The organism is Chlamydiifrater phoenicopteri, assembly GCF_902807005.1.
GTDB classification, from domain to species: Bacteria; Chlamydiota; Chlamydiia; order Chlamydiales; family Chlamydiaceae; genus Chlamydiifrater; species Chlamydiifrater phoenicopteri.
Map to the genome: position 1 here is coordinate 299,552 of NZ_LR777658.1, position 14,388 is coordinate 313,939.

A 14,388-nucleotide genomic window follows, 5' to 3' on the forward strand; every position below is an offset into this window, starting at 1 on the left:
TATGCATAGTTTTCATAGAGATGGGGCTAAAAGTTTCTTTAACAAGTCGTTTTAATTATTGGAAATCATAGCCTTGTGAAAATTAAGCTCAAAGGTTCTAGGAGCTAATTGAGTTTTATAAGGAAATCTTTATAATTGTAAGCTCCAAAGAAATCAATTATTTACTGAATGGGTTTGCCGGAAAAAACCAGTCCGTCTCGTCTTTCTCAAAATCATAATGAAACAAAGCCTCATTACCAAACTCTTTCTACGCCATCCATTAACACTGAAAATGAAGTAACTCTTTATAACGATTTAATCAGGCAAAACAATACTACCGAAGAAGTCGTTAAAATCGGGGGGATGATTCAAGAAAGTATTAGGAAAACTTTAGAAAAACAAACTTCTACGCAGACTGTAACTGAGGTAACTCCAGCCAACCATACAGGGAATTGGAAAACTTCTCTTTTATTCAACACCTCTCGACTTCTAGCGCACTTATTTTCTACAACAGTACAACCTGTTCGGCCCTCGTTTCGACCGTATACAGAAAGGACAACACCTACGTCTGCGGCTAGATATACAAATTCAACACAGACAACAAATGATGCTATCTTCCCAACAGGATCCACTTCTGTTTCACAAAAAGGTAAATCCAACCTTGATAAAACAGAAAAACCGTTACAAAAGCTTTTATTTAGAAAAAAACGTGCTGCAGCAGATCAAAGTGGAGCGGAGGTAAGTAAATATGATCTTACAGATAAAAACGTTGTCGAGAAATTAGGTTTAACTTCAGAAGAAATCAAATCATGCCCTAAAGCTATCAATAATTTAAAGAAAGCAATAAACCGCTATAACAAAATGGAAGATAAAAATTCCAGAGAAGGACAAGGTTTGTTAGTTAAGCAAGCAGAGTTTTTAGATCAAATTAAGAAAAAACTAAAATTATCAGATACACATCCGTTCTCTAAAGTAATGGTAAAAATTAAGCATGAATATAAATCTCATCGAGTAGATGTAGAGAAACTTTTCCATGGTATCTGGGTTGCTGGTTCTCCTCCAGAAGGCACAGACGCTTATATTAAAACGTTTTTAAAAGCTTATGATGATTTTGATTTTTATTTATGGGTGGACGGGTCTGCATATGGGGCGGCAAAATTTTCTTCCCTCATGAAAAGAAATGCCTTTGACGTAGCAATTTCAAAACTTAGAGAAAGCATACCTAAATCAGATCAGGATTTTATTAGTCGATACGATGAAATAAGGATTAAATATGATGCTACTAAAGATCCAAAACTTCAGAAACAGTACCTGGAAGATATTCAACGAATGAGGGCCGCTTATTTTTCTCTAAGCAAAAATGTTAAAGATACTTTCAATGCTCTTCTTTTAAAAGAAACCGTTGTGCAACAAGATCGGTTTTTTAACTTTTGTCTTCTTAAGGGATTGGGCTCCATTTCTGATGAAACGCGTATAGAGTTTCTTTCCCAAGAAATGAATCTTCCTCAAGAAGAAATAGCGGCGTATCGGAAGCTTATAGAAGACAATAAGAGAAAAGTTCAGCAATTAATTGATAAAGTAAATACGGATTTACAAAGGACTAGAGTGTATATCAAGGATATTAAAGAACTAAATGCTATGAGTAATAAGATTAATCAATACAACTACAACATGGAAATGTTGTTGCGATGGAATTATGCCGCTGCAACAGATCAAGCTAGAATGTATATGTTATACGAGCTTGGCGGAATTTATACTGATTTAGATATGATGCCGGCATATTCTTCGGATATTAATAAGCAAATTCACGATATTGGTGGTGACAGTTTTTTTGAAGATCTCTCAACACGAAGAGCCATATCTGGAATCACACTCAAGCTTGTCAATGAGGAGAGACAGTCTCTTTCCTTACAGGATATTGCTCAGGAAGTAGACTTATCTAAAATTCCGAAAGATAATCAAGAGAAGCTTCCTGAGCTTATTGAAAAGTTAAAATCGTTTGCATCATCTCATGATAGCAAAGATTTTTTTGACAGAATGGCTTCCAGCGTAGTTCGCGATACTATGCCTATTTTACAACGTTATCACAAGTGGTCAACAGGATGGAATGTTCGTGGACTAAATGGGTTGATGATGTCTCATAAAGGGAGTTACACCGTTGAAGCGGTTATTCGAGCGCAACAACAAGCCTACGAGCAACAGAAGACCCTAAGACAAAATGTTCTTAGCCAGGAGTTTTTTAGTAGTTTACAAGAGCTTTCCGAACTTGATGCAATGGCGGTAGTGGGTGGCGAGTTGGTCAAAGATTATCTCGGTGGGTCATTGTTCTATGATTTTCGGCAAGACTCTATTATGCCGGGAGCTGTCAGCACTCTTGGTATCTCAGGGCCTGATTTAATTACGCAAACAATAAAAAATTTTTTCCGAGAACAAGGGCCTATAGGACAAGATTTTCTAGAAAGCAAAGGAAGAAAGCTAGGGAAAGATGTTTTTTTAGGGGCGTATCAAGAGAAATTGAAAGAAGGATTTAAAGAGAAGAGCGGACCTGATTCTATCACTTTTGATTGGCTTCATCCTTTGTCCGTAGGAGCGAATGATGTGACTCCAGCAGACGATAGCACTTGGTGTGGGATCAAAAATCGAGAAGCGGGGGACTTATTATTTTCAGATCCAGCAAAGATCAATACCAAACCTTTGAAATTTGTATCTAGAACTACAGTGAATATACAAGAGTTTACAAAATCATGGTCTGAGAAAGCAAAATCTGTATGTTCTGAAGATTTGTTGCAACAATTTAACACAATTATTACATCTTCTGTATTTGACGTTGGGGAAATTTCTGAGTTAGACGTAAAATTAACATTGGCGAAGCAACAGCTATCTGATGATAAGATGGCTTATGAGGGGATATTTTCTCTACAGGTGCAGCTAGCAGAGTTAGTTCGTTCCACGCAATTTCCAGTATCTAATAGCATCAGTTTTATACTTGACATGCATAGTAGCTTTGAAAAAGATTTAGATAAAGCGGTCAAGTTATATTTAAAAGCAGATCCACAAACAACGATTAACTTGTGGACTAGTTCTTTAGGAAACAGAGCGTTATTTTTAAAAGATATGATCGCTATATCTGAAAGAACACTAGCTATATCTAATTTTATTGACTCATTGGATGAATCGCCTCTTTCTCAAACGGAGATGGCCCTCCTAACTACGTACAGTGAACTTAAGGCCAAAGAAAGTTTAGATCTTCTAACGCTTGATGAGAATGATAAATTTCTAGAAGTTACAACAAAAATTTCAGAAAAAGCAATCTTACAAAAAAAAATTAATGAAATTGAATACTATATCAGTTCAGGATACTTGTATAGACATCATGAACAGTTATTAAAGTCATACTTGCGTTTATCAGAAAATGATTTCAAAAAGAAGACTTTGGCTTTTGTTAAAGACTTATCGAATGACAAAAGTCTGACCAAACAAGATCAGAAAAATCAAAACTCTTGGTACGACAAAATTTGTGATGAAATATACCAACGACGTGTTGCAGGTCCTGAATCTAAGGTACAGGCTTTTAAGGAGAAGTTTAAAGATAATAATCGTGTCCTTGTTCGTGATATGGACGCGTATTTATCTGGGCATCCTCTATTTGAGAGGATGCAGAAAGATGGCTACGCTTTTCAAGATTTTCAAACGCTTGGACAATTATTTTTGGCAAATTCTGGAGTTTCTGGCGTTTTGTCAACACAGCCAGTATTTCCTGCTCCCTCCAAATTATTAGTGGATGTTGTGAGGTCAGAGCTTAAAGATGATTATGATGGAATGCACGAAGCCATTCCTTATGTGTATGATTATTTGGTTTCAGAAAAAAGGGGGGAAGAAGGTAAAAAAATTTATGAGCATTTGAAAAATGCTGGCCTAGAAATGTTGGGAGAAGTGCTCTCACCATATACTCCTCAAAAACTACTTGCCCCACCTTCCGATAATAGTGTCACGGCTTTTGGGCGGCGGTACGGAATGGAAGATGGGCGAGAAATAGATCAAACGATGGTAAATTTGGCGTCCGGAATGTTTAATCCTGCCGGATATACTATGGGACGATATCTAGAAGCTTTATACGAAATTCATCGAGACATTCAAGCAGGAACGTTAACGGAAGAAAAAGTACAAAGTGTTCTTCGAGATAGCGATGCAACTTGTTTTATTAATACAAAAGGCATTCAAGATCTCATACAATATTCTGGTGGCCAGTATTACTGTTCCTTAACAGAAGTACACAGAATACTTACAGATCAATACTCTCTAGCAGAAGCAACGAGTTCTTTGCTTGCCGGCGCATTTCCTGGGATTTCTCAAGTCGTTAATGCAGATCAAAAGTTGAATCGTCCTCGAATAACTACTATCACAGAACCTACTGCTGTTAATGTATATGATTACCGTGGAGTCGGCCTAGATAAAGATATATTTTTTACTCCTCATGACATCCCCCCAATAACCTATATTGTGGAAGGTGTGAAGTATACAGCAGAGTCTTGGGGAGAGTTTTTTAATACACATATAGAGCGCTGGTCAGATCTAGCTGCACGTCTAGGGAGCAAGTCGATAGAAACTCACCCGCAAACTTTCTTATACGAAGTGGAGGGTCGCTGTATGGGCTTGTCTATGCTGTACATGTTAGCTGAGGATGCTGAGTCTTATAGATTAACACAAGACAATTTAATGGCCGTTTCGTCTTTATATCAAGAAAATAAAAGAGATGGCCTGTCTTTATCAGAATCTGATCAAAAACTAGTAGACAGAAGTACTACATTAATTGACTGGTTGCAATTACGAGGAAATAAATTTTTGTCTCGTGGGGAAGCTTTTTCTGCTGAAAATTGGAGTGTTTTAACGTTAAAAGAGCTATTCGAAAAAAAATCTACAGTAAGCGTCCTTATTACCACCCCAAATCACTCTATGGTGCTACAGAAATTGGGTATTGATATTTATAGGCTTACAGATCCAAACTTTGGACACGTTGATTTTGATTCTGTTGATCAAGCCTTCTATTTTGTGGGCGGGATGATGGAGGAGTCTGTTGAGATAAGAAACCGTTATGGATTGTCTGATGCAAAATCAGTGAAAGATCAAATAAAAATTTACATCCCCAAAAATCTTCTGTTTAAAAACAGTTTGCTCTCTGGAACAGATTTAGGATTAACTTCTCGACATCTCCCCACTACTCTGGAGAAAATGACTGATAGGGGAAGTGTTTCTGTTAACAAAATCGAGACATCATGGCGTATTCTTTTTCAAATAGGAGGAACGGTTGATCACAAAAGGGTATCAGAATCTACTAAAGAAGAGGACTTATCTCGTTTAAAAATTGATGGAGATGTTTTAAATGACTATCTTTCCAAAAATGCTCTGGATGCAGATACATCAAGTTTAATTCAAACACTCTTAAGAACCAATGGGCTTGAACCGGGAACGAAGCCTGTTAGGGGAAGAGCTATCATAGACGCTCCAAATGAAGTTGTAGCTCTTATACAAACTTCAAAACGTAGAATGGCCAAGATGAAGGCTTCTTTGCAGGCTATGCGGAGACTTATTGCAGAGAAATTGAAGTCTGTCTCTATAACTGACAAGGATCAAGCAAAAATTAAAAGTACAAGAATTGATGATAAAGATCAGCTAATAGTGGAAATAGAAACAGCTGATAAAAAATTTAAGACTATTACCTTTGATGGGAAAGGATTAGCTGCTTCATTTAGAAAAGTTGGTAGAATGCTCGATGAAGTGTCCAGGACCGGAGTTTTAGATTTAGATCTGGGGATGTCTGTTCTTTCTCTTGTCCAATATGCCCGTATGGTAGAACAAGGGCAATCTGCTGATGCGTTAGCAAATTTTAATTTAATTCTAGATGCTAAGGCTACGGCAGAATTGACTCTAGGGTCTGCAATTCAGGCAATGGGGAAAAATTTTCTAACTGATTCTGGAATAAACGCTTTTAGTTTAGAAAGCGCCTTAGCTGCTAGGTTGCAGTCAACTGCGCACAAAATTGGAGGGAGCGCTGGAAGAGCTCTATTAGGGGCAGCAAGAGTTTTGGAGCTTCCTATTCTGGAAACTGTGGCAGGAGTTTGGAATCTCTATAGTAGTATTAGCTCTCTTACACAAGAAACTTCTCATAGTGAGCGAGTGGCTGCAGGAGTGCAAGTAGCGTTCGATACTATTTCTCTCGCGCTTACATTGTCCGCTGTTGCTGCACCGTCCCTTATGTTAGCAGCAGGTCCTGTAGCAGCAATTGGTATGGGGGCGGCTTCTATTGCAAGGAATGTTGCTTATCACGAATCGCGCCATGATACCTGGTTAAAATATAAAGCTTTTTTGGATCAGAGCAGTGAAAATGTGGTTGTTAGCATCCCTGAAAGGGGGGTTATAGATTTATCTGGTAATGGAGCTTTGGGGAATGTCTGTTTAGACTTAAGAGAAAATCCGCCAAAATTGACCGGCGATCGCTCTTACAATGCCAACCGCTGGATTGGCCACCATCCAAAATTATCGGATAGAGAAGTTCGTGAATTGTTAAGTTATGCCTACAGTATATCTCCAGAAAGAGCTTTAGCAAAAGGACATGCTAACAGTTATTGGCCTAAAGAAGTTCCAAAAATCCCTCCAGGAAAGTATCATACCGTTATTGTTGGGTACGGCATTCAGTACAAAGCTGTTACAGAAGTCGTTTATCTTTCTAATAGAGTGGTGTGGAGAGAGGCAGTCATGGAGGCAGACTCTCGATATTATCAACCACCGTTAACAGCTGTATCAAAACAAACAACAATTATAGCAGGAGAGGATCCTCTTACCGTGCTTCCAGTGCGTCTTTTAGATGAAGATCCCACGGAAGATGAAACTTTTCGAGATGGGAAAGACAAAGAGGATGGGAACGCTAAGGATGGAGATGACAAGGAAAAGGAAGATGAAAAAAAGTTGGACACTCGACAGAAACGTATCGAACAGGCGGAATCATATAAAGATTATAAGATAATTGTTAAGGGCGGATCAGGAGGGGTCGTTGTTCAAGTTGGAGGAGCTGGATTTTATGATTTAATAGGAGATCCAAAAGCTAATAACGCCATTTCATTCCGAGCTATACCAAAACCTTATTCTGTTACATTTGACCTTCGTCAAGGGGAGCAGCAAGTGAAAATGATGGACGATAAGTACAACATTTTTACTATTCTGACAATTCGACACTATGGGTTTAATACAGTTATGGGGTCTGCATCTGGATACGATGCCTTTTATGGAGACCAGGACACCAGGTTCTTCTTAGGAGCAGGTGGAGGAGCAGTTTATTCTGGAGCTGGTAAATGCCAATATGACGTACAGAGTGTTTTAGTAAACACCTTGATTTTTTTGGATGAAAGTTCCACGCAACACATTGTTACACTTCACCAATCTGTTTTTGATATTAAAGTTCAACCACAGATTGAACAGAAAGACATTCTCTTCATGGCATTATTGCTGTTTATTTTGCCGAAAAATGCTGTTTCTAAGATTGTTAGGGGATTGTACATCGGATACCCCTTGGATCAATCAACAAGCGATTACGCAAGGTGGGTAGATAAGGTAATAGTTCTTCTAGATGATGGAATCGAGCTGCGTGCTATGAAAGCTGAAGGAGAATCGTTGGTTTTTGGTGCAGCCAGTTGCGATCATTCTAAATGGCAAAAAGCTTATCCAGAAGTATCTGGGTATCCAGAAGAAATTTTAGCATCTTTAAAAGATTTGAATATTCCTCTTAACAAAGAATTCACCATAATCAGGCAAGATAGTTTAGTGGTCTTTGATGTTGAAAATCAAACGCTTACTTATCACCCTAATCCATACGCGCAAATTTCTGTTCGTGCCAGTTCCGAATATAATGTGGTTGTATCGGGAGAAGAAGGTTGTAGCTATATCATAAAATCGCTTCCAGGTATTGCCTCAAAAGAGATTACGATCCAGTTAAAGGGAAGTTTGTCGATTGGGGCTGTTCTAGATTTTTACTCTCTAGTCGTAAGCTCTATAGAGGGTAGATTGCCATTAGATTCAAATAATACCATGGAACTCATAATTTCTTCTCCTCGATACAACATCCCCATTAAGTTGACCTGGCCAGATGAAGTTCCCAGATCGACATTTATAGAAGTGACGGATAAGGTCCATGGAAACTTGGGAAAATGGTACGACATTTTAAAGAAAAATCGAGGAGAAACACATACTCTCTACAGACACAGTATGTTGGTGACGGATAGAATAGAAAGTGTTAGAAGTTTGGATGATGCCGTTACTCTACTCGAGTCAAAAGAAGACGGAGATAGTCCCATTCACATTTTAGGGGTGGAAAATAAGGAGGATGCAGAGCTTCGAATTGTTGGAAAGATGCATTCAGGAACCTTTATGGGGAGTATGGAAAATTCTAAGTGGGCCATTTCTTCTCCCTCAGAAAGATTTAATGTTACCGTACCTCCACGTAATATTAAATACCTGTCCTTCCAAAGAGGTCCAAAATCCGAAAACGTGGTGTTTTATAGCGAATTAGAATCTCCGATTCTTGAGGCGAAAAAACAACCAGAAACATTGGTATCACGAGATCAGTGGCGCTCTTGTAGTCGAATAGACGTGTATACAACTTCTCTAATACTTGGGAACTTCGTTCGTTATCGTGTTAGTGAGGAAACGGATGGCCTTAGTCGGCAGCTGATGTATGCCCAGGATTTAGTGAAAATCCATGGAAGAGATTTGATCGTAACTCTTTTTTATATTCGTGGAGGACAAGGAGTAGGTAGTGTCACCATAAACTTTAAAGTCTTCTTCAACACGTCAATAAAGGAAAAACTAGACTTACGTAAAGATTTAGACGATCAAATCCCGCTAATTAATCCAGAATACCGGGATCATTTGGAGTTGACGTTAGGATCTGAGAAACTGAATTTGGCAATTTTAGCAAGTGAATTTCTGTCAGCGCACCACGTCACAAATTTACAACAGCACAAAAATGTCCCTTACCGTTTGGAGTTTCCTCACGATACATTGCGTTTCCCAGACACGAATATTTTTGCATACACGATTAATCCAAACGCCACTAACACTTCGTCTAACGATTTCAAGTGGTTGCCGATAGATACCTCTATAAAAAAGTATGAGCTGCCAGGGTTAGCTGTACGAGGAGCTTCTTTCTATACAGATCCATTAACTGGAGATTTATTCCTAACTCGCATAACTCGATTCGGACCAAAAGGGACAGAAGCGCTTCTTATAAAGTTTCCAAATTATAAGTGTAAGTGGCAGGAATTTCAAAAGATGATGGTCCTAGAAAGGAATCTGCTCACGATTTTGAATAGAGAGACCTTATCTATGTCCGGGGTTACTTTCTCTGGACCGGCTATTCAAAGAATTCGTTTTGATTATATGAATTGGATGAGAAGGTATTCCTCTAAGGTTGGGATTATTTCAATAGAAACCGGCTTAAATTCAAAAAATGATCCAGTGATGCATTTTGACCTTATTGAGGGTGGTAAGTATAGGTCCTTCGAGGATCTGAATGCCTGGGATTTACGTGATCGGTTTAAGCAATCGATGCGAGCAAGAACGTATGATGACTACTTATTAAAAGAGTCCCTACACTTGTGCGAAAAAGAACAGCAATGGAAAGTTCCAGAGGAAATTCTAGAAGAGAGTTCTGGCTATTATTCTCAAATATCTTCAACCTGGGTTCAGGAACAACTTAAAAAAGATATGCGTTTAACTCTGCCGGCAAATTCGAAAATGGCCTTAATAACTTCTCAAGGAGTAATGTTTACAAAGAGACAGGAACGCTCGGGCTATGTAGTGCACTATAAAGTGGTGGGATTAAATAACGTGGCTAATAATATTGATTTAATCCAGACTTCAGGAGCTATGCTCTGCACTACAAAATCCAATGTTACTATGGTCGTAAAACACGTTGATAATTCCCAGTACAACAGCAGAAATATATTTGTTGTTACAGAAATAGTTCCTGAGGAAAAGAAAAACTCGGAAGAAAAGAAAAAGAATTAAAATAAATAGCGCCTCCCTCAACTCTATCTTGGTATCAATCTGCGTAAAAATTTAATCAACTACAAGAGAATCTAAGAACCAGAATATTCCTGATAATGGTTCAACGCTTAATTTTTCATCCTAACTTCATGATAACAGAGTTTTTGTTAAATGTTTTTCAGTTTATGTAAAATTATTTTTAATAAAAATAATGGCCAATCTTTATAAAAAAAGATATAGTTGAGAGGTTTATTTTCTTGATAAGAAACAGATAATATAAATTTTAATTTAAATGTGGTTGTTTCAAAAATTTTTTCTTTCTGCTTATCTCGAGAAAGCTCTGAGAGGAGATACAGCTTCAACATGTTAGCAACTATAGATTTAATTCCCTGTGAAACAGATGTTCTCTAGTCGTAAAGATTCAGCAACAATTTCTGAAAAATCAACAAGTTTCTGTGATTTATTAGGGCCTTTTAAGCGAATGAAAACTAGTGAAATAGTTGCTAGTACTGCTTCCAAGGTCATTGCAGTTGTGGTAGCTTTGTTTTTAGGATGTGCGTTTATCTTTGGGTTAACGTCTTTAGCTACGGTGGTTTTTTTCTTTATTGTGATAATCCTAGCAGGGGTTCTCTTTGCTTGTGCCCGAATTTATAGTTCCAAAGAATGCGATCGTAGGTTCTTTAATTTTTCTTCATCAAAAATTGATGAAAGTGTGTCCGAAATAAAAAGTGGTTATGAGTCTTCTAGACTTTCATTTGATTCGAGGTTTAAGAAGATGTTTCGTGGAAGAGGTGAAAAGGGAGAAGATACGGGAAGAAAATCTCTCGAAGAAAGTTTTAGAAAAAGAGTTTCTTCAGGAGGAGAGGATAAAACAAGGACTTCGAAACCTCTTTATGAAGAAAAAAGAGATGAAAAAAGTAAAGTTGATCGAAGAAAGATTCCAGGTGTAAGGTTTCCAGATCCTTCTATTGAAAAAGCTATGGAAAAGGCTTTATCTTCTCCAGAAGCTTTAGGAAAAGCTTCTCCTGGATTTTTTGATGAAGTTATCCACTCAATGGAGATTCTTCCAGGTTTTAAAGAGTTCATTATAAGAGAGAAGCTTTCAGTTGAAGAAGTTTTTGAGCTTTTCCTTAGCATTCATTCTCTGGTTACTAAGAGGGATGGTTTTTGGGAGGGGTGTTTATCTCCTAATTTGTATAACAAAGCTCGATCCTTTGGTATTGAAAGTTTGAGAGAAGAAGCAAAGTTGACTTTTTCTCAAGGAGTCTCTTTTTTTCAAATAAAAGCGCTGTACGAATCTTCTTGCCCGTTTTACTTTTTATCAGAGTTTCTGAAGATTGGGTTGACGGAAGAAGCTCTTATAGGACTTAAAGAGCCCCATAAGTTAGGAGGCCATGTTTCTTTGTCTACTATAGCTGCTTACAGTGTGTCAAGGTTAGGACTTTCAGAGAAAAAGGATACGATTTTTTCAAGAAAGTTTTGGGCTCTCAGCCTTTGTATGAAACCTCTAGAACTTATCTATACAGAAATGTGTAGAAATTATTATCTGAAAGATAAGGCTAGATGTAGCCTTTGTGCTAAGAGTATTTTAGATGCGTTCTGTGAGTATTTTTCTAGAGCTGGAAGGGCTGAAAGATTTGGTGTTTCTTTCGACGAAATATCCGAAGAAGACTTGATGTTGCTTTGTGAGCATGGAATAAGCTTCAGAGGTATTTGTTGGTTATCAGTTTTGAAAGTTGAACAGGTAGATATGCTCTCACATTTATCCAATCACGAAGGAAGGAATATTTTGGCTGATTGGATGTTGTCTTTCGGGGAGAGATTGTTCTTTGTTTTTGGTAGAAATACGCTGCACCGTTCTAGTTTGTTAATGGATTTGTTTTCATCTCAAGTTGTTTCAGGAAGCAATACAGTGGAAATAGAAGCGATTCCTCGAGCAAAGTCTATTAGAGGTATTACTTGGAAGGAATTGGAGGTACTTGCTTGGAAGTGGGAGACAGAGCGTGTCGCAGAATTTTTAAGTCAATTAGAGGGAGATAAAATTTGCATACGACGTTGTGATCTTCAGGAGTGGTATACCCCAATTAGAGTGTATGGAGATAATGACTTAAGCTTTCGTTTTTCAATAAACCCTAGAACCTCTAGGCAGCAAGCAAGAGGCCTTTCGTGGACGAACTGGAACAGATCTGTATATAGGAGAGGAAGATTGAGGATAGAAGAGAGCTAACGACACTGTTTGTAGCGGAGCTTTAAAGTGCTAGGAACAAACCTTGAATAGGGGCGCCTCGAGCCTGCCTCTCCGGATTCTGGAGAATCTCTTGTCTTGAAAAGCAGATGTTCGGGCTCCTACAAGGGAGAATGCTTCGCTAGAACAAACGTCCCGAAGAGCTCATTGCCAGTTCTCCTGGAAATGACAAAACAAGGGCCCCATTGTAGCATAAAAAATTTTATTAACAAATTAATTTTTGTGATGTGTCAAAAAATGAAGTTAGAGCCTTTTTTTTATAAATCCTCCTCAGAAGTATTTAAGAATTCAAACAGTTCTCCGGTTTTGATGACTCCTTATAGAAAATCAAAAACTTATGAAGAGGTTTGTGGTTTAGTGTTAGGAATTATGTTTTCGACTTTATTTTTATTAGCCGGGGTCATAATGTTTTCCGAACTATCCACATTTGGATTTTTTTTGCTATCCCTTTCAATAATTTTTTCGGGGCTTCTTTTTGCCTGTTCCAGAATTTGCATGACTTCTGACAGCGATAGGATTGGCTCTAAATTTTTAGGTCCGCAGAAAAACATTAGGCGCTTCCCTAGAGAAGAGCTTAGTTTTGAGAGAGTCAACTTATCATCTTTAATTAGGGGGTTAAGAAGGGGTGATGATTTTTGTGAAACAAATAAGACTAAGGAATACGTTAAGGAGGGTCTTCTTCTTGATTCTCAAGGAGCTAAAGATGTTTTTTACAAAAGAGTAGCGTTTCATAAAAAGAAACTCCTAGAAGAAACTGCTAGCTTATCAACTGAAAAAGCTATGGAGGGAATGACTGCTTCTCCAACTTCTTCTCCAGGATTTTTGACCGAAGTTGTTTGTTCTATAAATACTGTTCCGGCGTTCAAAAAATTTATTTTTCAAAAGAACCTTGTAGTCGAGGAGGTACTTGAACTTTTGTGCAACACACACCACTTTTCTACAAAAAGCGAGAATTTTTTAAGAAAACATTTGACTTCAAGCTTGTATGAAAAAGTTTTGCTATACGGTGTGGACTCTCTGAAAAGAGAGGCCTGCTTGCGTCTTCCCTACACCACGCCCTTCTCCTTTTCGGATTTTTCGCTTGAAAACCATTGTCCATTTTATTTTCTTTCGGAGTTTTTAAAGATAGGATTAACAGAAGAAGCCTTATTTGATCTACAAAGTCCTCATAAATTAGGGGAGGAGCTGTCTTTGGCAACGATTGCTGCCTACAGCGTATCAAGATTGGGGCTTTCTGTTAAAGGCGATAATATTTTTTCTAGGAAGTACTGGATTCTTTCTCATTGTATAAAGCTTTATGGGACTGTTTATAACAAAATGCAGGAATCTTGTTTTTCAAAGGATTGGAGTGGCTTCTTTAATCAAGCCAATCTTCTTTGTAGCGTATTTGATAACAGCTTATCCAAGGAGCTAGAAATGGATGGACTCGGAGTATCTCCCGGGGACCTGTCTCCAGAAGACTTTATCTTGCTTTGTGAACATGGGATAAGTTTTGAAGGGATCTGCCTTTTGTCAACCTTAAGGATTGAATATCTGGATATGCTTAGTGATCTTTCTAATCGTGATGGAAGAAATATTTTGGCTGATTGGATGTTATCTTTTGGTGAGAAGATGTTTTTCGTCTCGGGAAAGAACAAGTTGTATCGTTCCAGATTGTTAGAAGTATTTTTTAACCAGATTCTCTTAAATCAAAAAACTTTCAACAGGACGTTGAAAGGATCAAAAAAGAGTCTTCAAGTAAAATCTATCAGGGGTATTACTTGGAAGGAGTTACGAATTCTTGGATGGAAATGGAGTGCAGATCGCGTAGCTAGTTTTATTAGTCGATTGGAAGGAGAAGAGATTTATATACGGAATTGCGAAGAGCAGCGGTGGTATGCTTCGGTTAGATTTTATAGCGGCCAATGTAGGTAGTTTCAGGTTTAAAGTTCTTGCGTTTCTAAGTGAAAAAAGAGGAGAAAGATTGAGGAATTAACATGAAAGTTGCTCATAAAGTTTTTGTCAAAGAAAATTTTTACGGCTTAAGAATAAGAGCGGAGGCGGTCAAAATTCCGAAAGAAGGGGAATTTTATTAATTTGGTAATTAACTTTGTAATATATTGTGTAGTTGAACTTTCATTTTGTCT

General features: G+C 37.9%; 3 protein-coding genes. All 3 read left to right on the plus strand.

The window, feature by feature from the left end; genetic code table 11:
- The first annotated feature begins 168 nt into the window (after positions 1 to 168).
- The 3 genes from KJA58_RS01300 (at position 169) to KJA58_RS01310 (ending at position 14,176) form a co-directional block, all read left to right on the plus strand.
- Positions 169 to 10,038 (plus strand): LifA/Efa1-related large cytotoxin, encoded by a 9,870-nt coding sequence (locus KJA58_RS01300; RefSeq protein WP_213357667.1) that lies wholly within the window; start codon positions 169 to 171, stop codon positions 10,036 to 10,038.
- Positions 10,039 to 10,417: 379 nt separating this feature from the next.
- Positions 10,418 to 12,244, plus strand: a complete 1,827-nt coding sequence (locus KJA58_RS01305) for a DUF1389 domain-containing protein (RefSeq protein ID WP_213357668.1) — start codon at positions 10,418 to 10,420, stop codon at positions 12,242 to 12,244.
- A 255-nt stretch (positions 12,245 to 12,499) separates the two neighbouring features.
- Positions 12,500 to 14,176, plus strand: coding sequence for a DUF1389 domain-containing protein (locus KJA58_RS01310; RefSeq protein ID WP_213357669.1), 1,677 nt, complete (start codon positions 12,500 to 12,502; stop codon positions 14,174 to 14,176).
- Positions 14,177 to 14,388: the final 212 nt, after the last annotated feature.